The organism is Mesorhizobium sp. SEMIA396 (assembly GCF_024518615.1).
Taxonomy (GTDB): Bacteria; Pseudomonadota; Alphaproteobacteria; order Rhizobiales; family Rhizobiaceae; genus Mesorhizobium.
Genome location: NZ_JANIFC010000005.1, coordinates 34,602 through 55,666 on the forward strand (window position 1 = coordinate 34,602; position 21,065 = coordinate 55,666).

The 21,065-nt window shown below is 63.2% G+C and carries 18 protein-coding genes; 11 read left to right on the top strand and 7 right to left on the bottom strand.

What is annotated here, in order from left to right; genetic code table 11:
* Positions 1–157: 157 nt before the first annotated feature.
* From NP503_RS14015 to NP503_RS14040, 6 genes are all read right to left on the bottom strand, one after another.
* Positions 158–1,177 (bottom strand): zinc-binding alcohol dehydrogenase family protein, encoded by a 1,020-nt coding sequence (locus NP503_RS14015; protein ID WP_127272464.1) that lies wholly within the window; start codon positions 1,175–1,177, stop codon positions 158–160.
* A 66-nt stretch (positions 1,178–1,243) separates the two neighbouring features.
* Entirely contained in the window at positions 1,244–2,209 is a 966-nt protein-coding gene (locus NP503_RS14020) for an ABC transporter permease (protein WP_023812479.1), read from the bottom strand.
* Complete coding sequence (locus NP503_RS14025; protein ID WP_127269847.1) at positions 2,206–3,759, bottom strand: sugar ABC transporter ATP-binding protein; 1,554 nt, start codon at positions 3,757–3,759, stop codon at positions 2,206–2,208. Before NP503_RS14025 ends, NP503_RS14020 begins: the two co-directional genes overlap by 4 nt.
* Positions 3,760–3,914: 155 nt before the next feature.
* A complete protein-coding gene (locus NP503_RS14030) occupies positions 3,915–4,907 on the bottom strand; it encodes an ABC transporter substrate-binding protein (RefSeq protein WP_127272465.1) in 993 nt (330 codons plus the stop codon).
* Between the two features lie 300 nt (positions 4,908–5,207).
* Entirely contained in the window at positions 5,208–6,206 is a 999-nt protein-coding gene (locus NP503_RS14035) for an aldo/keto reductase (RefSeq protein ID WP_127272466.1), read from the bottom strand.
* 60 nt (positions 6,207–6,266) lie between these two features.
* Positions 6,267–7,772 carry a UxaA family hydrolase gene (locus NP503_RS14040; RefSeq protein WP_127272467.1) on the bottom strand — a complete coding sequence of 502 codons (1,506 nt, stop codon included), beginning with the start codon at positions 7,770–7,772 and terminating at the stop codon, positions 6,267–6,269.
* Between the two features lie 228 nt (positions 7,773–8,000).
* Between NP503_RS14040 and NP503_RS14045 the strand changes: the two genes are divergently transcribed.
* From NP503_RS14045 to gndA, 7 genes are all read left to right on the top strand, one after another.
* The gene (locus tag NP503_RS14045; RefSeq protein WP_127270817.1) at positions 8,001–8,903 is read left to right on the top strand and encodes a GntR family transcriptional regulator; all 903 of its coding nucleotides are present in this window, start codon (positions 8,001–8,003) and stop codon (positions 8,901–8,903) included.
* 196 nt (positions 8,904–9,099) lie between these two features.
* Positions 9,100–9,456 (top strand): DUF2946 family protein, encoded by a 357-nt coding sequence (locus NP503_RS14050; protein ID WP_127270815.1) that lies wholly within the window; start codon positions 9,100–9,102, stop codon positions 9,454–9,456.
* A gap of 97 nt (positions 9,457–9,553) precedes the next feature.
* Positions 9,554–10,093 carry a copper chaperone PCu(A)C gene (locus tag NP503_RS14055; RefSeq protein WP_127270813.1) on the top strand — a complete coding sequence of 180 codons (540 nt, stop codon included), beginning with the start codon at positions 9,554–9,556 and terminating at the stop codon, positions 10,091–10,093.
* A 41-nt stretch (positions 10,094–10,134) separates the two neighbouring features.
* Complete coding sequence (locus tag NP503_RS14060) at positions 10,135–10,653, top strand: YcnI family protein (protein WP_127272468.1); 519 nt, start codon at positions 10,135–10,137, stop codon at positions 10,651–10,653.
* A 53-nt stretch (positions 10,654–10,706) separates the two neighbouring features.
* Entirely contained in the window at positions 10,707–12,344 is a 1,638-nt protein-coding gene (locus NP503_RS14065; RefSeq protein WP_127276181.1) for a copper resistance CopC/CopD family protein, read from the top strand.
* A 182-nt stretch (positions 12,345–12,526) separates the two neighbouring features.
* Positions 12,527–13,672, top strand: coding sequence for a serine protease (locus NP503_RS14070; protein ID WP_127272125.1), 1,146 nt, complete (start codon positions 12,527–12,529; stop codon positions 13,670–13,672).
* Between the two features lie 230 nt (positions 13,673–13,902).
* Complete coding sequence (gndA, locus tag NP503_RS14075) at positions 13,903–15,330, top strand: NADP-dependent phosphogluconate dehydrogenase (protein WP_127272128.1); 1,428 nt, start codon at positions 13,903–13,905, stop codon at positions 15,328–15,330.
* Between the two features lie 9 nt (positions 15,331–15,339).
* Here gndA and NP503_RS14080 read toward each other — a convergent pair whose 3' ends face one another.
* A complete protein-coding gene (locus tag NP503_RS14080; protein ID WP_127271211.1) occupies positions 15,340–16,395 on the bottom strand; it encodes a LacI family DNA-binding transcriptional regulator in 1,056 nt (351 codons plus the stop codon).
* 404 nt (positions 16,396–16,799) lie between these two features.
* On the opposite strand from NP503_RS14080, the gene NP503_RS14085 reads away from it, so the two are divergent.
* From NP503_RS14085 to NP503_RS14100, 4 genes are all read left to right on the top strand, one after another.
* The gene (locus NP503_RS14085) at positions 16,800–18,038 is read left to right on the top strand and encodes an ABC transporter substrate-binding protein (RefSeq protein ID WP_127272131.1); all 1,239 of its coding nucleotides are present in this window, start codon (positions 16,800–16,802) and stop codon (positions 18,036–18,038) included.
* An 81-nt stretch (positions 18,039–18,119) separates the two neighbouring features.
* The gene (locus NP503_RS14090; protein ID WP_127322195.1) at positions 18,120–19,007 is read left to right on the top strand and encodes a carbohydrate ABC transporter permease; all 888 of its coding nucleotides are present in this window, start codon (positions 18,120–18,122) and stop codon (positions 19,005–19,007) included.
* A gap of 2 nt (positions 19,008–19,009) precedes the next feature.
* The gene (locus tag NP503_RS14095) at positions 19,010–19,942 is read left to right on the top strand and encodes a carbohydrate ABC transporter permease (RefSeq protein WP_372337953.1); all 933 of its coding nucleotides are present in this window, start codon (positions 19,010–19,012) and stop codon (positions 19,940–19,942) included.
* A gap of 5 nt (positions 19,943–19,947) precedes the next feature.
* Positions 19,948–21,045 carry an ABC transporter ATP-binding protein gene (locus tag NP503_RS14100; RefSeq protein ID WP_023812494.1) on the top strand — a complete coding sequence of 366 codons (1,098 nt, stop codon included), beginning with the start codon at positions 19,948–19,950 and terminating at the stop codon, positions 21,043–21,045.
* Positions 21,046–21,065 lie beyond the last annotated feature (20 nt).

The window sequence follows — 21,065 nt, forward strand, 5'->3', positions numbered from 1 at the left end:
CCCCCTCCGGAGGGAGAGGAAGGAGCCCGCCTTGCTAAGCTCGCACCCTTCCTCTACCCCGTCGATCGGGGGAGAGGTGGCTCGGCGAAGCCGAGACGGAGTGGGGGTCGACCTGCGCGGGCGTCTTCAATTCGGACCGGCTTCGCCGTCTGCCATGTTATGATCCGACCTCGATCACAGCCTTGATCAGGCCCGATTTCTCATGTGCCCAACGAGCCAGATCGCGCGGCGTGCCGGCGAGTGTGGTGCGGTGTGTGACGAGCTTGGCCAGGGGAACGGCGCCGTTGCGGATCGAGGCGGCGACGTGATCGAAGTCGGCGCGCAAGGCGTTGCGGCTGCCGATCAGCGTCATCTCGCGCTTGTGGAATTCCGGATCGGAAAAGCTGATGTCGTCCTTGACAACAGAGACCAGTACCAAGGTGCCGCCATGCGCGACATGGGCAAAGGCCGACTGCACCGACTGGGTGTTGCCGGTGGCGTCGAAGACCACATCGAAGCCTTCGCCTGATGTCGCTTGCCTGACCAGATCGGGCACCGCGCCGCGCGAGCCGTCGAGGGTCTGGAAACCAAGCTCATTTGCGGCGAAGGCGAGCCTTTCACTGCTCATGTCGAGCAGCGTCACGTCGAGTTCGGCGATGCGGGCGAAGATGGCGGTGCCGAGCCCGATCGGGCCGGCGCCGATGACCAGCGTGCGGGCGCCGGGGTCGGCGCGGGCGCGCCGCACGGCATGCGCGCCGATGGCCAGGAACTCGACTGCGGCGGCGTCGGCCAGCGACAGGCCGTTGGCCGGATAGAGATTTTGCGCCGGCACCAGGATCTGTTCGCACATGGCGCCGTCGCGATGCACGCCCAGCACCTCGATCCTGAGGCAGCAATTGGGCTTGCCGTGCCGGCAGGCGATGCACTTGCCGCAGGAAAGATAGGGGTTGATCACCACGGGCTCACCAACGGCAAGATCGACGCCGTCGCCGGTCTCGACGATCGTTCCCGACACCTCATGGCCCATGATGCGAGGATAGGCGAGGAACGGGTGCTTGCCCTCGAAAATGTGGTAGTCGGTGCCGCAGATGCCGACATGGCTGACCGCCACCAGCGCCCAGCCGGGAGGCGGTGCCTCTGGTGCGGGCCGGTCTTCAAGGACGAGATCGCCGGGCGAACGGCAGAGGACGGCTTTCATGCGCTAATCCAGTCATGAAATCGCCGGCCCGTTGGTGTGGCGGGCCGGCGGTTGATTGCGGGATCGCTACTTGCCGCGGCGGCGCAGGCCGTCGAAGTAGACGATGATGATGATCAGCGCGCCGGTGATGATGCGCTGCCAGAACGAATTGACGTTGAGCAGGTTGGCGCCGTTGTTGATGGTGGCCAGGATGAAGGCGCCGAGCAGCGGCCCATGCACCGAGCCGACGGCGCCGAACAGCGAGGTGCCGCCGATGACCGAAGACGCGATCGCCTGCAGTTCCCAGCCCTCGGCCTGCGTCGGGTTGCCGATGCCGATGCGGGCGGCCAGCAGCACGCCGACAAAGGCGGCGCACAGGCCCGACAGCGTGTAGGCCATGTAGATGGTGCGCTGGACATTGACGCCGGACAGACGCGAAGCCTCGGCGTTGGAGCCGACCGAAAACAGGTATCGGCCCCAGCGGCTGTGGTGCAGGAAGATATAGGCCGGAATGCCGACCAGGATCACCATCCAGAACAGGTTGGGGATGCCGATGAAGGAATTGCGCGAGAAGGCGGTGAAGGTGTCGCTGTTGATGTTGATCGAATTGCCGTTGGTCATCAAAAGGCCGATGCCGCGCAGCGAGGTCAGCGTTGCCAGCGTGATGATGAAGGGTGGCAGGCCCATCTTGACGATGCCGAAGCCGTGGAACATGCCGATGGCGACGCCGACCAGCAGCGTCACCAGAATGGCGAGCCAGATGGGGAAGCCGGCATTGATCATCATGGCCACGACCACCGTGGCGAAACCGACCACGGCGCCGACCGACAGGTCGATGCCGCCGGTGATGATGACGAAGGTCTGGCCGACCGCCATGATGGCGATCATCGAGCCCTGGCGCAAGAGATTGGCCATGTTGTTGGCGGAGGCGAAGCTCGTCGTCGCCACGGAGAGAAGAATCCAGAGCAGAACCAGCAGCGCCAAAAGCGTCAGCCCAAACAGGACGTTGTAGTTGCGCTTCGGTTTTTCGACGGCGATCGCCTCGGTGCTCATATCTGTCCTCCCAGCTTTTCTTGTTTCTCGGCGAGCGCCTGAGTGAGAATATCCTCGTGGCTGGCGGCGTGAAAACCGTGCGTCGCCACCAGTTTGCCGCGCCGGAACACATGCAGCGTGTCGGCGAGTTCATAGACTTCCGGCAGATAGGACGAGATCAGGATGATGCCGGCGCCCTTTGACAAAAGTGCGCTGAACAGGCGGTAGATCTCGGCCTTGGTGCCGACATCGACGCCGACCGTCGGTTCGTCGAAGATGAACAGCTTGGCGCCGTGCGCCAGCCATTTGCCGATGACGATCTTCTGCTGGTTGCCGCCCGACAGGCTGGATGCCAGCGCGCCGCGCGTCGGTGTCTTGATGCGCAGATCGGCGATCTGGCGATCGGCTTGCGTCTTCTCCTGCGTGCTCGAAATCAGCAGATTGTTCGAGATACGCTTGTAGATCGGCAGGTTCAGGTTGAAGCCGACTGGCAGATTGAGGCAGAGGCCCTGGTCGCGGCGGCTTTCCGGCGCCAGCGCCATGCCGAGCTTGATCGCGTCATGTTCGGAGTTGACCTGAACTTCCTTGCCTTCCCACAGAATCTGGCCGGCCGATTTGCGATGGCGGCCGTAGAGCGTGGTGACGAACTCGCTCCGTCCGGCGCCGATCAGGCCATAGAGACCGACGATCTCGCCGGCGCGAACCGTCATCGAGACATTTTCGAAGCCCTTGCCGGACAGGCTCCTCGCCTCGAGGATCGCGGCGCCCGGCGTGAAATGCTCCTTGTGATAAACCTGCTCGATCGAGCGGTTGATCATCATTTTGACCAGCTCGGCATCGTTGGTCTCGGCGATGTTGCGGGTGCCGACCAGCGTGCCGTCGCGCAGCACGGAAACACGGTCGGCGAGTTCGAACACCTCCTCCATGCGATGGCTGATGTAGATGATCGTCACGCCTTCGCCCTTCAGCCGGCGGATCAGGGTGAAGAGCTGGTCGGCCTCCTTGCGGGTGAGGTAGGCGGTCGGCTCGTCGAAGATCAGGAATTTGGTGCCGCGCACGGTGGCGCGTGCGGCAGCAATCAGCTGCTGTTGGCCGATAGTGAGGTCGCCCAGCGTGACATGCGCCGGCAGGTCGAAGCCGAGATCGTCGATGATGGTCTGCGCTTGCCTGACCATGGCACGCTGCTGCAGGATGCCGAAGCGCGAATTCTCCTCGCCGAGGAACATGTTGGCGGCGACCGTCAGGTGGCGGCACAGCACGACTTCCTGGTGCACGGCATTGATGCCGAGCGCCATCGCCTCATGCGGCGTCGCCAGGGCAGCCGGCTGGCCCTCCCAGGCGATCTCTCCGGAGGTGCGCGGCATGACGCCGGTCAGAAGCTTGATGAGCGTGGATTTGCCGGCGCCGTTCTCGCCGACGATGGCGTGGATCTCACCGGACTTGAAGGCGAGGTCGACCGGCTTCAGCGCGTGGGTGCCGGGATAGCGCTTCTCCAGCCCGCGCAATTCGAGGATGGTCCGCCCCGGTTCCAGCACAGGGGCCGGATGCAGTTCCTGCGCCGTCGATGTCATGACAATCCTCCCAGATTGGCCTCACGATTGGCACGCGGCGAGACAAGGATATGTCTCGAAAACAGCCTAGCCTACGCTTATGGATTGCCAAGCCGTTTGTGCGGCAGCTTGTCTCCGGGGCGAGGTGCCCCGGAGACCATTGCGGATGCGACGGCTCAGAGCTTCGGATTGAGCAGCGCGTCGATCTTGGGGTCTTTCATGTTGTCCTTGGTCACCAGATTGGCGCCGGTGTCGACATTGGCTTCGACCTTCTCGCCCTTGGAAGCGGCGAGTGCGGTCTTGATGCCGTCATAGCCCATCCGGTACGGATCCTGGACGACGAGGGCGGAAATGACGCCGTCGTTGAGGAACTTGATCAGCTTCTCGTCGCTGTCGAAACCGACCAGCGCCAGCTTGCCGCCAAGGCTGTTTTCCGCGACAGCCTGACCGACGCCCTGCGCCATGATCAGGTTGGAAGCGAAGATGCCCTTGAGGTTCGGGTTGGCGGTGATCAGGTCGGTGGCGATGTTGAGGCCGGTGGTGGCCTGGCCGTCGGCATATTTATCGGCGACCAGCTTGAGGCCCGGATATTTGGCGGCCAGCTGTTCGGTGAAGCCCTGCTTGCGCTGTTCGAGCGAGCCGGCGCCCGGCGCGTTGGTGATCAGGGCGACGTCGCCCTCGATCTTGCCGCCGTTGGCGGCGCCGATGGCGGCTGCGAGGCCGTCGGCAGCGACGCGGCCGCCCTGGACGTTGTCGGTGGTCAGGAACGAGGTGAAGGCCTTGGAGTCGGCGCCGGAGTCGATGCCGATGACCTTGACCTTGGCAGCGGCTTCATCGATCGGCTTGCCAAGCGCCTTGAACTCGGTCGGCGCAATGACGATCGCCGCCGGGTTGCTGGCAACGGCGTTCTCGAGGATCGAGACCTGGCCGTTGACGTCGGTTTCAGCCTGGGCACCGAGTTCCGGCACGTTGACGCCGAGATCCTTGCCGGCCTTGCGGGCGCCGGCCAGAACGATCTGCCAGTAGAACGACGTGGTGTCCTTGACGATGATCGGAATGGTGACGTCCGCCGCCGAAACCGGCGCCGAATGCATGACGCCGGCGAGCATCGAAGCTGCTGCCAGCGCCATGACGGCGCGGCGGTTGAGAATGCTGGTCACGAATTTCATGAGGTTTCCTCCCTAAGTCGCCCGGTGAACGATACGGAAGCTCCGTCCGGATAGGCGTGATCCAAAACAGAACTTTATCAATAAAAAACAATTGCCATGTTTTGATAATGCATCGAACAGATCGATGCAAGCGCTGTTTGATCAGTCCTTGCGAGGCCTGGCAGAGGCAAATCCACCGCGCTGCTCCCCATTGGCGCCGTCGCACTTCCGTTCCGTTCCGGGAACGTATGGAATATTAATTCCATCATTTCGTCAATATAGAATGTCCATTCCTTCGTGTGACCGCAAGAATATGGAGTTTCACACCAGCTCCTGCACCAGCGTGTGGGGACGATATCTGGCGTATTCCGTCTCCGGCACGTCGATGTCGAGCAGTTGGAGGTTGCGCGTCAGGTTCGCCAGCTTGGCGGTGCCGGTCAGCACGGTGGCGACGGCAGGTTCATGCAAGGGGAATTGGAACGCTGCGGCGGCGAGCGGATAGCCACCCTCGGCGGCGATCCTTTCCATTGCGCCGACGCGGTCGAGCACGTCATGGCTGGCAGGGCGGTAGTCGAAATGTGCGCCTTGCACCGGCCCGGTCGCCAGGATACCGGAGTTGAACACGCCGCCAATGACCAAGGAGGTCTGCCGCGCCCGGCATAGGGGCAGCAACTCCGCTTCGGCGCTGCGGTCGAGCAAGGAATAGCGGCTGGCGAGCAGGATGCAGTCGAGCGGCGCCTCGCGCATCACGTCCAGACAGATCTGCACTTCGTTGACGCCAAGCCCATAGGCGGAAATGACGCCGGACCGTTTCAGCTCTTCAAGTGCCTTGAGGCCGCCGTCCATCAGGTCGCGAAAGTGCAGCTTGGTCTTCTCGACACCATGGGTGTAGGCGCCGATGTCGTGGACAAACAGGATGTCTATCCTGTTTAGGCCAAGCCGCGCATAGCTGAATTCGACCGACCGCATGATGCCGTCATAGGAATAGTCGTAGTCGAGCGCGAAGGGCAGCGGATCGACATAGGAGTGATCGGGAACCTGATCGTCCGGCACCGGGCGGAACAGCCGGCCGACCTTGGTCGACAGCACATAGGAATCGCGCGGCTTGTAGCGCAGGAAGTCGCCGAAGCGGCGCTCCGACAGTCCGAAACCGTAGAAGGGTGCGGTGTCGAAATAGCGCAGGCCGGCATCCCAGGCGCCCTGCAGCGTCTCCATCGCCGCTTCGCGCGAACAGGCGCGGTAAAGGCCGCCAAGTGCAGCGCCGCCGAAGCTGACCTCGGTGACTTCCAGCGCTGTCTGGCCGATGCGGCGTCTTTCCATGCACAACCTCCCCGTTGCCCGCCGCTGACCGGCGCGCAGTCTACTTTACATCAGTAAAATCTAAAGTGTTGCGCCCAGATGCCAGGGCACGAACTCGTTGTCGCCGTAGCCGAAGTCCTCGCTCTTGGTCTTGCGGCCGGAAGCCGTCTCGACGATCAGTTCGAAGATCTCGCGACCCATGCCGGCGATGGTCTTTTCACCCGAGGCGATGACGCCGCAATTGACGTCCATGTCCTCTTCCATCTGGTGGTACATGGTGGAGTTGGTGGCGACCTTGATCGACGGCGTCGGGCGGCAGCCGAAGCATGAGCCGCGGCCGGTGGTGAAGACGATGACGTTGGCGCCGCCCGCCACCTGGCCGGTCGCCGAAACCGGGTCGTAGCCGGGCGTGTCCATGAACACGAGGCCGCTGCCAGTGACTTTTTCGGCGTAGCCGAAGACGCCGTTGAGGGGCGTCTGACCGCCCTTGGCGACCGCGCCGAGCGACTTCTCCAGGATGGTGGTGAGACCGCCGCGCTTGTTGCCGGGCGAGGGGTTGTTGTCGATCGAGGCGCCATGCTTGGCGACGTGGTCCTCCCACCATTTCACGAAACCGTCGAGCTTCTGCGCAATCTCAGGCGTTGCCGCGCGATAGGCAAGCAGATGTTCGGCGCCGTAGATCTCCGTGGTCTCGGAGAGGATGCCGATGCCGCCGACGCCAGCCAGGATATCGACAGCCGCGCCCAGCGCCGGATTGGCCGTGATGCCCGACATGCCGTCGGAGCCGCCGCATTGCAGGCCGACGACGATCTCGCTGACCGGGATCGGCTCACGCTTCAGCTGGCCGACTTCCTCGGCGATCTCGGCCAGCACGCCCATCGCCTTTTCCACCGATTTGCGCGATCCGCCGGCGTCCTGGATGTTGAAATGGCGCTTGCCGGCAGCGACGCCCTTCTGGCCGTAGAGGGTGAGCTGGTTGACCTCGCAGCCGAGGCCGACCATCAGCACGCCGCCGAAATTCGGGTGGCGGGCATAGCCGGCAAGCGTGCGGTGCAGCACCATCATGCCGTCGCCGGTGCCGCTCATGCCGCAGCCCTGGCCGTGGACGATCGGCACGAAGCCGTCGATGCCGGGATATTTAGGCAGCAGCGTGCGGTTGGCGGTGTCGGCGATGGAATGGCAGACGGTGGCCGAGCAATTGACGCTGGCGACGATGCCGATGAAGTTGCGCGTGCCGGCGCGGCCATCGGCGCGGCGATAGCCCATGAAGGTGCGGGCCCGGTCGGCCTCCGTCGCGTGCTCGGCCTCGCTCGGCGGCACGACCGGCAAGCGGCCGGATTCGAAAACCAGATTGTGCGAATGAACGTGCTCGCCCGCTGCAATATCCTGTGTCGCGCGACCGATCGCCTGGGCGTATTTTACCACGGCCTCGCCGACGGCGATCGGCTGGATCGCCACCTTGTGGCCGGGCTCGATCAGCGCACTGGCGACGGCACCGCCCGGCAGCGCGGTGCCGATCTCGATGCGGCCATTGGCGACGGCGACATTGTCGGCGGGGGACAGGAGAATGCAGTTGGAGGCGTTCACGGGCGGTTTCCTGGGTGATCCTGGGTTGCGCGGACGGATTGACACGCGTCTGTTTAGAGATATTGTCTTTTATCGTGAAAAAACAGTTTTGCGTCAATTGTTTTTTCACTGGGGAGTTCCGCATGTCCTTGGTTGTTCCGGGAAGCAATTTCGCTTCTCAGGGCCATGGGAACGTCATATTGCGCTTCAAACCGGCCGCCGCAAGCGACGGCGTGCAACGGGTCAGGGATGTCGAAGAGCAACAACGTCTACAAGGATGCCTACAACCGCTGCCTGCGGCTGCTCGACGAAACGCGCAGCCTGCCTTCGGAGCCGGAACTGGGCACCTTGCTTGGCGTCAGCCGTACGACCGTCCGCACCATTCTTGCGCGCATGGAAGAGACAGGGCTGATCGCCTGGGACAAGCGCGCCAAGACGGTGCTGCGCGAAGCGCGTCCGGACGATTTTTTCCCCGAAGAAGAGACCGACACGCTGGCCGAGATCATCGAACGGTCGTTCATGCGCAGGCTGCTCGCCGGCGGCGCCGAAGCCGGCATGCAGATCAACGAACTCGAACTGGCGCGTGAGATCGGCGTCGGCACCACCAGCGTGCGCGAGTTCCTGATCCGCTTCTCCCGCTTCGGCCTGATCGAGAAGCGCCGCAACAGCCATTGGGTGCTGAAGGGCTTTACGCGCGCCTTCGCGCTGGAGCTGACCGAAATCCGCGAAATGTTCGAACTGCGCTCGGCGGCCGCCTTCACCGCTCTGCCGCAGGACAGCGCGGTCTGGGCCGATCTCGACCGTCTGGAAGACGAGCATCGCCAGCTGGCAAACGAGATCTCCACCCGCTTCAACGAATTCTCCGAGCTGGATGAGCGCTTGCACAGACTCATCCACCGGGCATCGCATAACCGCTTCATCGTCGATTTCTACGATGTCATCGCCATGATCTTCCACTACCACTACCAGTGGAACAAGGCGCAGGAACGCGAACGCAACGAAGTCGCGATCGGCGAGCATCTGGTCTATATCGAGGCGCTGAAATCGCGCGACCTCGGCAAGGTCGACGCCGCCTGCCGCAAGCATCTGAAGTCGGCGCGCCAGACATTGCTGACCTCGATCCCGGAGAGCCGGTCGCTACAAAAATCCTGAGCCGCGCTGAGGCTCAGAGTCTTGTTTCATGCATGTCGTTGTCCCAAAACCGCCGCACCCTTTTGGGCGACATGCATTGATATGCCGCGTTGCCGCAGCGGTGATTTGGCGATTTTCCACCCGCCAGCCCCGTGCTAGGTATGTCGCGTTGCTGTGAAGAGGCAGGGCTTTGGGCGTATCGAGGAGACGGTGGAGCATGCCGGTCGCGCTTGTCGCGGCCTACTTGCTGTTGCTCCAGTCGACGCTTGGCGCATTCGCCTTCGGCGCCGGTCCCAACGCATCGCAGCTCGATGCGTTCGGCAACGTCATCTGTACCCATGATGGCGCCACCCAGCTTCCGGGCGGCGACCAGCGTCCCTCCCATCTTCCGGCATGCTGCGTGCTCGGCTGCAGCATGGTTTCGGCGGCCTTTGCGCCGCCGCCCGATGCCGGGCTAGCATTGCACAGCCTTTCCTTTGAAACGGTCGCCTTTGTCTTCCCGGCGGCCATTCATCTCGACTTTGCGCGTGAGCGCTCGCCGTCGAACCCGCGCGCGCCGCCGCTGACGGCCTGAGCCTGTTTGCCCGGCGGAACCTTTCGTGGGCGTACCCATCCAAAGATCAAACTGCTCGCGACCGGCAACGGCGCGACCATCACTTCATGGAGCAACCATGTCCTATTTTTTCCCTGACGCCGCGCGTCCTGCGCCCGGCGGCATTCTACGCGGCATCGAAGAGCGTGTCGGCATTGCCGTGCTGGCTCTTGCGCTGCTGTTCACAGGCGCCCAGTCCGTCCTCGCGCATGAGTTCAAACTTGGCGATCTCGAGATCGGCCACCCCTGGTCGCGCGCCACACCTGCCGGTGCCAAAGTGGCCGGGGGTTATTTCACCGTCACCAACAATGGCAGTGCACCGGACCGGCTGGTGTCGATTTCGTCCGATGTTTCTGAAAAGGCCGAGCTGCATGAGATGGGCGTCAAGGACGGCGTCATGACCATGCGGCCGGTTGCCGGCGGCCTGGAAATTCCGGCCGGCGGCAAGGTCGCGCTTGCCCCTGGCGGCTATCATTTGATGTTCATCGGCCTGAAGCGGCAACCCAAACAGGGCGAAAAGTTCTCCGCCGTCCTGACCTTCGAAAAGGCCGGCGCCGTCAGCGTCGATTTCGCTGTCGAAGGCATGGGCGGTGGCGCCATGGACGATCACGCCAATTGATCCGGCCGGTTCGACAAATTTTGAAAATCCGAGGGACCATCATGAACAAATATCTTTTGTCGGCCGGCGCACTTCTCGCGCTCGGAACCAGCGCCGCCTTCGCGCATATCACGTTCGAAACCCAGGAGGCGGCGGTCGGCTCGACCTACAAGGCCGTTCTGCGCGTGCCGCATGGCTGCGAAGGCAAGGCGACGACCGCCGTGCGCGTGCAGATTCCGGAAGGGGTGATCGCGGTGAAGCCGATGCCGAAGCCAGGCTGGACGCTGCAGACCAAGAAGGGCAAGTACGAGAAATCCTACCAGCTCTACGGTCAGGCGGTTGCCGACGGGGTCAAGGAAGTCGACTGGAGCGCTGGCAGCCTGCCGGACGAATTCTACGACGAGTTTGTCTTCCGCGCGACGTTGACGGCGGATCTGCCGGCGGGCCAAAAACTCTACTTCCCGGTGGTGCAGGAATGCGACGGCGCCGCCGATCGCTGGATCGAGATCCCGGCGGCAGGGCAGGATGAAGACGCGCTGGAAAGCCCGGCACCCGGCATCAAGCTGCTGCCGAAGAAATGATCTCCCAGGCGGCGCGCCCTTTCGAGCGCGCCGCTCCTTTTCGTGGCGGTGACATGGGCACGACCTCCCTCCTGCAAACGGCTTCCATGACCGGCCAACGCGCCGGCCGGCTTGCCGCCGGCCTGTTGGCCGTGATCGTGTTTCTTGCCGGCCTTGCCGTGTCGGATCAGGCCTTTGCCCATGCCGCGCTGATCAAGACCGACCCGGCCGACGGCGCGGTGCTGGCACAGGGGCCGGCGCAGTTCTCGCTGACCTTCAGCGAGCCGGTCTCGCCTCTGGTGCTGACGCTGGTGAAGCCCGACGGCAAGCCGGTTCCGCTAACGTCATTCCGGCTCAGCGACCAGACCGTCGAGATCGACAATCCGCAGCTACTCAAGTCCGGCACGCATGTCTTGAGCTGGCGCGTCATCTCCGCAGACGGTCATCCCGTCGGCGGATCGCTGCTGTTTTCCATCGGCGCGCCCAGCGAGCCGCCCGCCGTATCCGAAGCCGTCGACTGGCCGTTGCGGTCGGCTATCTGGACGGGCAAAATCTTTCTCTACGTCGGCCTTTTCCTCGGCGTTGGCGGCGCCTTCGCGCTTGCCTGGTTGGCCGGAAGTGGCCGTGCCGGGCAGCGCTTCGTTGCAGCTGCAATCCTGAGCGGGCTGGTCGCGTCGTGCCTGTCGCTCGGCTTGCAAGGTCTGGACGCATTGGGGGCGCCGCTCTCCCATCTGGCACAATCGGTCGTCTGGCGGACCGGGCTCGACACCAGTTTCGGCTGGACAGTGCTGGTCGCGCTGATCGCGCTGGGCCTTGGCCTGCTGTCGCTGGCCGGTCCCCGCGCCACCGCCAAACCATCGGCGCTGGCCGGCCTGGCCGGGGTGGGGGTCGCCCTTGCCGCCAGCGGCCATGCCAGTGCCGCCGAGCCGCAATGGCTGACGCGGCCGATGGTGTTCCTGCACGGCGTCGGCATCGCGTTGTGGGCCGGCGCATTGATCCCACTCGGGCTGGCGCTGAAGGGGCAATCGGCGGGGGCCACGCCATTCCTGCGGCGGTTTTCTTGGGCGATCCTGCCCGTGGTGGCCGTGCTTGCCGCTGCCGGCATCGTGCTTGCCGTCATCCAGGTGCAGACACCCGCGGCTTTGGTCGAGACCGCCTATGGAAGGCTGCTGCTTATCAAGCTGGGGCTGCTGGTCTTTCTGTTCACGCTTGCTGCCGTCAATCGCTGGAAACTCACCGCATCGGCCGAGGCGGGATCGACGGAAGTTCAACGCAGGCTGGTCCGCTCGATCGGCGTCGAGACGTTGATCGTGTTGGCGATTTTCGGCGTTGCCGCGGGCTGGCGCTTCACGCCGCCGCCACGAGCCCTGGCGATTGCGGCAGCGCAACCGGTGTCGGTCCATATCCACGCGCTGCAAGCGATGGCCGATCTCAGCATCACTCCCGGCCATGCCGGCCCGGTCGTTGCCTCGATGGTCATCATGAGCGGCGATTTCGGCCCGCTCGACGCCAAGGAGGTGACGCTTGTGCTGTCAAAACCCGATTCCGGCATCGAGCCGCTGAAGCGCGCTGCGAGCAAGCCCGGTGACGGCAGCTGGCGCGTCGACAACCTCGTCATCCCGGTGCCGGGCCGGTGGACGGTGCGCATCGACATACTGGTCTCGGACTTCGAGATGGTGAAGATCGAGGCGCCCGTCGATATCAGGCCGTAGCGTCGGCCTTATGGTCCTCACGAAATAGCACCCGCAAAAAGGAGCGACCCAGTCGGCAAATGACGACTGTCAAAATGGTCGCTTTCGTTCGACTTTGGCGGCCATCACTTCGGTTTCGATGCCAATCGCGGTCGTCTCGCCCTATCGAGGCGCATTGGCAAGGGCAAGCGAGGACAAATCGCATGAAGAAGGAGCAACGCCTCTCCACTGCGGGGAACGAGAATGCCGGGCGCAATAGGCGACAACCAAACTTCAGGGCGCTGGCTGCGCACAACGACCTTGGCGCTCTCATCGAAAAACTTGATCGTGATCCGACGGAGCCGATGCCTGTCGACATCATCAATCATCTCAGCCTGGGCCGATTTCCGGACGCCCGCAAGGTGGCTGAGCGGGTCTCTGCGCCGAAGGGCTATGTGCCGCGATTGGAATCGAGGCTCAACCTGCCTGTTGCGAAGGCCGTCGCGCGGCCTGAGGGCAAGCCGACGCGCACGGGCAGGCGAAACGAGGATCTGCTCAAGGCCTATGTTCCTCGCCATCTCGCTGTGCGAACGGTCCCACGGTTGCGACCGTTCTTTGCTGGACCGGACGGCGATATTGCCGTCAAGCGGTCGGGGCTTACGGCTATCGGCATGGATCTGGTGGCGTTTCCCTGGTCGGCGATAGGCCACATCCGCACCTTCTCCGAAGGCAAGGAGCTTCCAGGAGGCACCGCCTTCATGGTTGGGCCGAACCTGTTGATGACAGCCAGCCATGTCATGCCGTGGGACTACAGCGGCAACTGTCAAATCGAATTCACGCCGGCTATGTACCCGGGTCACTCCCCTCGCTTCGGCTCCACATGGGTCAGCGACTGGTATGGCGTCAGGCATGACGGCTTCTGGGATATGGCGTTCAAAGCGGATGCCAGCGACTATGCAATCTGCAGGACGATTGATCCGATTGGCAACGTCTGCGGCTGGCTGGGTACGCAGGCCTTCGACGACCACGATGAGTATTTCGACCATCTTTACATGAGCGCTGGCTATCCTGATTTCGCCGCCGGATACCCGGCTGTCGAGCTGGCTGCCTTCATAAGAGATGTCGACGGAGACAAGCATGCGCGCGAGCTTGAAACGACAAACTTCGCCGGCCACGGGTGGTCGGGAGGACCTCTGTTCGGCTTCATCCGCGACGACTGGCGCGTCGTGGGAGTTTGCCATGGCCAGGAAACCGAGTTCGTGGTTCCCTTCCCGCCTTGGAACCCTCCTTGGAACGTGAATCTGCTCTTTGCCGGAGGGGACGCAATGGTGGATTTGGTCTACCATGGCTATGCCAACTACAATTTCTGAACCCGCTTCTCCCTCGACGCCGGCACCTGAACTTCCCGGCGGCCGCGCCGATTGCCAATCTTCTCGGGCTCTGGTCTTCACGTTCGATCCGCGCAACACAATTCGGCGAGGCGGTTGACGCGGCCCGAAAGGCCCGTCAATCATCCCGTGAAGAATGGCATCCCGTGATGAATGGGCATCCGCGCAAATCGCGGGCTCGAACCAACAAGATCCGAAGCAGGGAAGAAACGATGGAAAATGCCGAAATCGGCCTGATCGGCCTTGGCACGATGGGCTCCAACCTGGCGCTCAACATCGCCGAGCACGGGCACCGCATCGCTGTCTTCAACCGCACCAGGGCGCGCACCGACGCTTTCATCGAGAACGCCGGCGCGCTCAGGGACATGGTCGTGCCCTGCTACAGCCTGGAAGAGCTTGCCGCCGCCATCCGGCCGCCGCGCCCGATCATCATCATGGTGCTGGCCGGCAAGCCGGTCGACGAACAGATCGCTGCGCTGCGCGGCGTGCTGTCGGCCAATGACATCGTCATCGATGCCGGCAACGCCAATTTCCGCGACACGATGCGGCGCTTCTCCGAGCTTTCCGGCTCGGACCTCACCTTCATCGGCATGGGCGTGTCCGGTGGCGAGGAGGGCGCGCGCCACGGGCCGTCGATCATGGTCGGCGGCACAGAGGACTCATGGAAGCGCGTCGAGAAGGTGCTGACGGCGATCTCCGCCAAGTTCAAGGACGAACCCTGCGCGGCATGGCTCGGCACCGACGGTGCCGGGCATTTCGTCAAGACCATCCACAACGGCATCGAATATGCCGACATGCAGATGATCGCCGAAATTTACGGCATCTTGCGCGACGGCCTGGGCATGGGCCCGAAAGAGATCGGCGCGGTGTTTGCCAACTGGAACAAGGGCCGGCTCAACTCCTACCTGATCGAGATCACCGCCAAGGTGCTGGCATCAGACGATCCGAAGACCGGCAAGCCGGTGGTCGACATCATCCTCGACCGCGCCGGCCAGAAGGGCACCGGCAAATGGTCGGTCATCGAGGCGCAGCAACTCGGCATTCCGGCGACGGCGATCGAGGCGGCGGTGGCGGCACGCGTTCTGTCATCGATCAAGGACGAGCGGCTGGCGGCGGAAAAGGCCTACGGCAACGTCGGCGTGACGAAGATTTCCGGTGACAAAGATGCCCTGCTGGAAGATCTGGAGTTGGCGCTGTTCGCCGGCAAGATCGCCGCCTACGCCCAAGGTTTTGCGGTGATGAGCGGCGCCTCCAAGGAATTCAACTGGAACCTGCCGATGCCGACCATCGCCAGGATCTGGCGCGCCGGCTGCATCATCCGCTCGCAGATGCTCGACACCATGGCGGAAGCCTTCAGCAAGGGCGGCGCCTCGACCAACCTCCTGATGGCCCCGGCCTTCATCGCGCTGATGCAGGAGGCGCATCCGTCGCTGCGCCGCATCGTGGCGAGGGCTTCGGAGGCCGGTTCGCCGGTGCCGGCGCTGTCTTCCGCACTTGCCTATTTCGACAGCTACCGCCAGGGCCGCGGCACCTCGAACCTGATCCAGGCGCAGCGCGACTTCTTCGGCGCGCACGGCTTCGAGCGCATCGACGACAAGGGCGCGTTCCATGGGCCGTGGGGAAGCGGTGCGGCTGGCTAGCCCAAGGGCCTAAACGGAAACCGGCGGGCTGAACGCCCGAACCTCGCTGGTGGCGACCAGGCGCTGCAACGAGCCGGGTGCGGCGCCGCCGATCCAGCCGAGCACGGAGCGGGCGAGATCGGAGCCGGCCAGGCGGAAGTTCTCGTTGACGACGAGCAATTCCGGCCGGAACAGATGCAACAGGTCCGACGACTGCTTGGACACGACATCGACGTCGCGGCCAAGCTTGAGGCCGGCATCCTCGATGCCGGCGACGATCGCCAGTGTCGCGGCGGCAGCGCTGCTGACGAAGCCGTCCGGCCTGTTCTCGCGGCGCATCACCTGCGCGGTCCTGGTCCTGATCTGCTCGATCGTGTGATCGATGGAAACGGTGTTGAACGGAATTTCGCTGGCTCCGACCTCGCTCAGCGCATCGGCAAAGCCGTTCAGCGTGTGGCCATAATAGGTCAGCCCGGGCGGCGGCGACAGAAGCGCCAGCTTGTGCCTGCCCATGCTCGCCAGGCGGCGCACGGCCTCCATCGCGAAAACATGGTTGTCGAAGTCATGGTAGGGATGGACGAGGCCCATGTCGGTGCGGCCATGCGTGGCAAAGGGCATGCCGTGCTCGAGCATGTAGCGGGCGCGCGGATCGTTCGGTTGGGTGCGCGAAATGATGACGCCGTCGGCCGAGCCGGTCTCGACGAGATAGCGGATCGGCTCCATCGGATCCTGCGAGCGGGAATAGGGCGTGACGATCAGGTGATAGGGCGTTTCGGCGAGCACTTCCGAAACGCCGTAGATGATGTCCGAGACAAAGCTCATGATCTCGCGGTCAGTGTTGAGCACGAGGCTGATGACATTGGTCCTGCCGGTGCGCAGACGCACGCCGGCGCGGTTCGGCCGGTAGCCGATCTGCTTGGCGACGAGCTGGACGCGGCGCCTGGTTTCGGCGCCGATTTCCGGGGCATCCTTCAAGGCGCGTGACACGGTGGTGACGCCGAGCCCGGTCATGAAGGCAAGCGTCTTCAACGTCGGCCGTCCCTGTGCCGAGGTCTCCCCGCTCTTGTCCGTACGCTGTCTGTCCATTCGTCCCGCCCGTCAGGCGCATAGCAGCCGCGAGCCATGTCGGCAATCGCCGTCATGGCGATACGATATGCGTTCCAGCCCCGGTAAAGTCTCAATATACTGAAACGTTACAGATTGCCATATCGAGTTACATGTCCCTCGCCCACGAGGTGGATGGTTCTTTTGCGAAACGCTTGGGATTCCAGGAGAAATTGCCTCTGCCGCCGCCTTTTTGCCCGTATCAGGCGGCATTTCGGTGTTTGCGCCGCAGCAAACCATGCTGCAGTGCATGAGAAGCGCGATCATCCATGCGAATTTGTTCGCAGCCCGAAAAAATATCGAGGGTGCTTCGTTGATGGGTTGCACAGCCCGCGCAATTGCCGTATCGAAAATCTGTAACGTTTCAGATTCTGGGAGGAGCCGAAATGCGATACAGATTTTTGACCGCTGCGCTGGCAGCGACGGCCGGGTTGCAGTTTGCCGGCCATGCGGCCGCGACGGACCTGGAAGTCACCCATTGGTGGACGTCGGGCGGCGAGGCGGCGGCGGTTGCGGAACTTGCCAAGGCATTCGATGCGACCGGCAACCACTGGGTGGACGGCGCCATTGCCGGCTCCGGCGGCACGGCGCGGCCAATCATGATCAGCCGCATCACCGGTGGCGATCCGATGGGCGCCACGCAATTCAACCATGGCCGGCAGGCGGAAGAGTTGGTGCAGGCCGGCCTGATGCGCGACCTCACCGATGTCGCCACCAGGGGCAAGTGGACTGATGTCGTCCGGCCGAAGAGCCTGCTCGACGGCTGCACCATCGACGGCAAGATTTATTGCGTGCCCGTCAACATCCATTCCTGGCAGTGGTTGTGGCTGTCCAACGAGGCCTTCGAGAAGGCCGGCGTGCCGTTGCCGAAGGACTGGAATGAATTCGTGGCGGCAGCGCCGGCGCTGGAAAAGGCCGGCATCATCCCGCTCGCCGTCGGCGGACAGGCCTGGCAATCCTCCGGTGCCTTCGACGTCCTGCTTGCGGCTGTGGGCGGCACGGACACGTTCCTCAAGGTCTACAAGGACAAGGATGCCAAGTTCGCCGCCGGGCCCGAAGTCGCCAAGGTCTTCAAGGCCGCGGACGATGCCCGCAAGATGGCGAAGAACACCAATGTGCAGGACTGGAACCAGGCGACCAACCTGGTCATCACCGGCAAGGCCGCTGGCCAGATCATGGGCGACTGGGCACAGGGCGAGTTTCAGGTTGCCGGCAAGACCGCGGGCAAGGATTACACCTGCCTGCCAGGCCTTGGGCTGAACGAGGTGATAGCCACTGGCGGTGACGCCTTCTACTTCCCGCTGCTCAAGGATGCCGACAAGAGCAAGGCGCAGGAGGTGCTGGCCGAGACGCTGCTCGATCCCAAGACGCAGGTTGCCTTCAATCTGAAGAAGGGATCCCTGCCGGTGCGCGGCGACGTCGATCTCAATGCGGCCAACGACTGCATGAAGAAGGGCCTCGCCATCCTTGCCAAGGGCGCCGTCATGCCGTGGACGGACCAACTGCTTTCACAGGACACCCAGAAACAGAAGGAAGACCTTTTCGCCGAATTCTTCGCCAAGCCGGAACTGACCGTCGAAGACGCGCAGAAGCGCTTCGCCGACCTCATCGCTTCGGCGGACTGACGCTGGAGGCAACCCGCCTCGCTCCCGGCCTTGCGAATGCGGGGCCGGGAATGCACCGCCCTTACCCAGCCGGCTGACGAGATGAGCAAGAGCGCACGCCCCAACCTTCTGTTCCGCAACCTCAATGCGAAGGTCGCCTCGATCCCGATGATCCTCACCGCCATGGTGGTTTTCGTCGGCGGCACCGTTTGGACGGTGCTCTATTCCTTCACCAATTCGAAGCTCCTGCCGCGCCTGAATTTCGTCGGGCTCGACCAGTATTACCGCCTGTGGGCGGCGCCGCGCTGGCTGATCTCGATCGAGAACCTGTTGATCTACGGCGCGATCTCGCTGGTGTTCTCGCTGGTCATCGGTTTTCTGCTTGCCGCGCTGCTCGATCAGAAGATCCGCTTCGAGGACACGTTCCGCACCATCTTCCTTTATCCTTTCGCGCTCTCCTTCATCGTCACCGGCCTGGTCTGGCAGTGGTTGCTCAATCCGGATTTCGGCATCCAGCATGTCGTGCGGGACTTAGGCTGGACGAGCTTCAGCTTCGACCCGCTCTATAATTCCAGCATCGTCATCTACGGCATATCGATCGCTGCGCTGTGGCAAGGCACCGGGCTCATCATGTGCCTGATGCTGGCCGGCCTGCGCGGTATCGACGAGGACATCTGGAAGGCGGCGCGGGTGGATGGGATCCCGATGTGGAAGACCTATCTGTTCATCGTCATCCCGATGATGCGGCCGGTCTTCATCACCACGCTCGTCATCATCGCTTCCGGCATCGTCAAGGTTTATGACCTGGTCGTGGCCCAGACCAGCGGCGGCCCGGGCATCGCATCCGAAGTGCCGGCCAAATACGTCTACGACTATATGTTCTTCGCCCAGAACCTCGGCCAGGGTTTTGCCGCCTCGACCATGATGCTGCTCTCGGTGGTGATCGTCATCGTGCCTTGGGCCTATCTCGAGTTCGGGCGACGCAAATGAGCATTGCAGACATCACCGCTCAAGCAAGCGTTGCCGCCGGCGCGCGCCAGGACATCGCAGGGCCCTACGGTCCAAAGCCGCGCCGCATGATTTCGCGCCGCAACGTCTTCCTCTACGGCACATTGTTCGTCATGGCGGTCTACTACCTCTTGCCGCTCTATGTCATGGTCGTCACCTCGCTCAAGGGCATGCCGGAGATCCGGCTCGGCAACATCTTCTCACCGCCGCTTGAGATCACCTTCGAGCCGTGGGTCAAGGCGTGGTCAACGGCCTGCACCGGCCTTAACTGCGACGGGCTCTCGCGCGGCTTCTGGAATTCGGTGCGCATCACCGTGCCGTCGGTGCTGCTGTCGATCGCCATCGCCTCGGTGAATGGTTATGCACTGGCCAATTGGCGCTTCAAGGGCGCCGATACGTTCTTCATCATCCTGATCGTCGGCGCCTTCATTCCCTACCAGGTGATGATCTATCCGATCGTCATCATCCTGCGCGAAATCGGCCTCTATGGCAGCCTCAGCGGGCTGGTGATTGTCCATTCCATTTTCGGCATGCCGATCCTGACGCTGCTGTTCCGCAATTATTTCGCCTCGATGCCGGAGGAGCTGTTCCGGGCGGCACGCGTCGACGGCGCCGGCTTCTGGGGCATCTTCCTGCGCATCATGCTGCCGATGTCGCTGCCGATCTTCGTCGTCGCCATCATCCTGCAGGTGACCGGCATCTGGAACGACTTCCTGTTCGGCGTCGTCTACACCCGCCCCGACACCTATCCGATGACGGTGCAGCTCAACAACATCGTCAATTCGGTGCAAGGCGTGAAGGAGTACAACGTCAACATGGCCGCAACCATCCTGACCGGGCTTGTGCCGCTCATCGTCTACTTCATTTCCGGCAAGCTTTTCGTACGCGGCATCGCCGCCGGCGCGGTGAAGGGGTGACGGCGATGACGGCAGCCAATGATACCAGCGTTTCGATCCAGGACCTGTCGCTGAACTTCGGTGCGGTGACCGTCCTGGAGACGCTCAATCTCGATGTCGCCGATGGCGAGTTCATCGTGCTGCTCGGGCCGTCCGGCTGCGGCAAGTCGACCTTGCTCAACTGCATTGCCGGCCTGCTCGACGTTTCCGAGGGCCGCATCTTCATCAAGGGCAAGAACGTCACCTGGGAAGAGCCCAAGGACCGCGGCATCGGCATGGTGTTCCAGTCCTATGCGCTCTATCCGCAAATGACGGTGGAGAAGAACCTGTCCTTCGGGCTGCGTGTCGCCGGCACGCCAAGAGAAGAGATCGCCAAGCGGATCGCGCGGGCGGCTGAAATCCTGCAGATCGAACCGCTGCTGCAGCGTAAGCCGGCCGCCCTTTCCGGCGGCCAGCGCCAGCGCGTCGCGATCGGACGGGCGCTGGTGCGCGATGTCGACGTGTTCCTGTTCGACGAGCCGCTGTCCAATCTCGATGCCAAGCTGCGCGCCGAACTGCGCGTCGAGATCAAGCTGCTGCATCGCAAGCTGCAGAACACCATGATCTACGTCACCCACGACCAGATCGAGGCGATGACGCTGGCCGACCGCATCGCGGTGATGAAGGGCGGCGTCATCCAGCAGCTCGATGCGCCGCAGACCATCTATAACAGGCCGGTCAACCGTTTCGTCGCCGGCTTCCTCGGCTCGCCCGCAATGAACTTCGTCGATGGCCGCCTGGAAGACGCCGACGGCGGCTGGCGGTTCGCGGCCGAGGATATCAAGATCCCGCTCGGCACTTACGACTTTGCCAAGCCTCCGGCTCCCGGCCCCGTCACATTCGGTATCAGGCCCGAGCATGTCAGCCTGAACAGCGGCACCGGCTGGCCGTTCTCGATAGCCGCCAATGTCGAGGTGGTCGAACCCATGGGCTCCGACACGCTGGTCTGGCTGAAGCTTGCCCAGCAGAATTTCAGCGTCCGAGTGACCTCGGAACGCACGCCCAAGAATGACGAGGCGGTGACGCTTGGCTTCGATCCGATGCGCGCTTCGCTTTTCGACACCGCAACGGGCACACGCATCTAGCTTTTGAGAACAACCCTCAT

Coding starts and splice junctions, on each gene's coding strand:
- NP503_RS14055 (WP_127270813.1), top strand. CDS start 9,554: ATGTCCTATTTTTTCCCTGACGCCGCGCGTCCTGCGCCCGGCGGCATT.
- NP503_RS14065 (WP_127276181.1), top strand. CDS start 10,707: ATGGGCACGACCTCCCTCCTGCAAACGGCTTCCATGACCGGCCAACGC.
- NP503_RS14100 (WP_023812494.1), top strand. CDS start 19,948: ATGACGGCAGCCAATGATACCAGCGTTTCGATCCAGGACCTGTCGCTG.
- NP503_RS14015 (WP_127272464.1), bottom strand. CDS start 1,177: ATGAAAGCCGTCCTCTGCCGTTCGCCCGGCGATCTCGTCCTTGAAGAC.
- NP503_RS14060 (WP_127272468.1), top strand. CDS start 10,135: ATGAACAAATATCTTTTGTCGGCCGGCGCACTTCTCGCGCTCGGAACC.
- NP503_RS14035 (WP_127272466.1), bottom strand. CDS start 6,206: ATGGAAAGACGCCGCATCGGCCAGACAGCGCTGGAAGTCACCGAGGTC.
- NP503_RS14050 (WP_127270815.1), top strand. CDS start 9,100: ATGCCGGTCGCGCTTGTCGCGGCCTACTTGCTGTTGCTCCAGTCGACG.
- NP503_RS14030 (WP_127272465.1), bottom strand. CDS start 4,907: ATGAAATTCGTGACCAGCATTCTCAACCGCCGCGCCGTCATGGCGCTG.
- NP503_RS14020 (WP_023812479.1), bottom strand. CDS start 2,209: ATGAGCACCGAGGCGATCGCCGTCGAAAAACCGAAGCGCAACTACAAC.
- NP503_RS14045 (WP_127270817.1), top strand. CDS start 8,001: ATGTCGAAGAGCAACAACGTCTACAAGGATGCCTACAACCGCTGCCTG.
- NP503_RS14070 (WP_127272125.1), top strand. CDS start 12,527: ATGAAGAAGGAGCAACGCCTCTCCACTGCGGGGAACGAGAATGCCGGG.
- NP503_RS14085 (WP_127272131.1), top strand. CDS start 16,800: ATGCGATACAGATTTTTGACCGCTGCGCTGGCAGCGACGGCCGGGTTG.
- NP503_RS14080 (WP_127271211.1), bottom strand. CDS start 16,395: ATGGACAGACAGCGTACGGACAAGAGCGGGGAGACCTCGGCACAGGGA.
- NP503_RS14025 (WP_127269847.1), bottom strand. CDS start 3,759: ATGACATCGACGGCGCAGGAACTGCATCCGGCCCCTGTGCTGGAACCG.
- NP503_RS14090 (WP_127322195.1), top strand. CDS start 18,120: ATGAGCAAGAGCGCACGCCCCAACCTTCTGTTCCGCAACCTCAATGCG.
- gndA (WP_127272128.1), top strand. CDS start 13,903: ATGGAAAATGCCGAAATCGGCCTGATCGGCCTTGGCACGATGGGCTCC.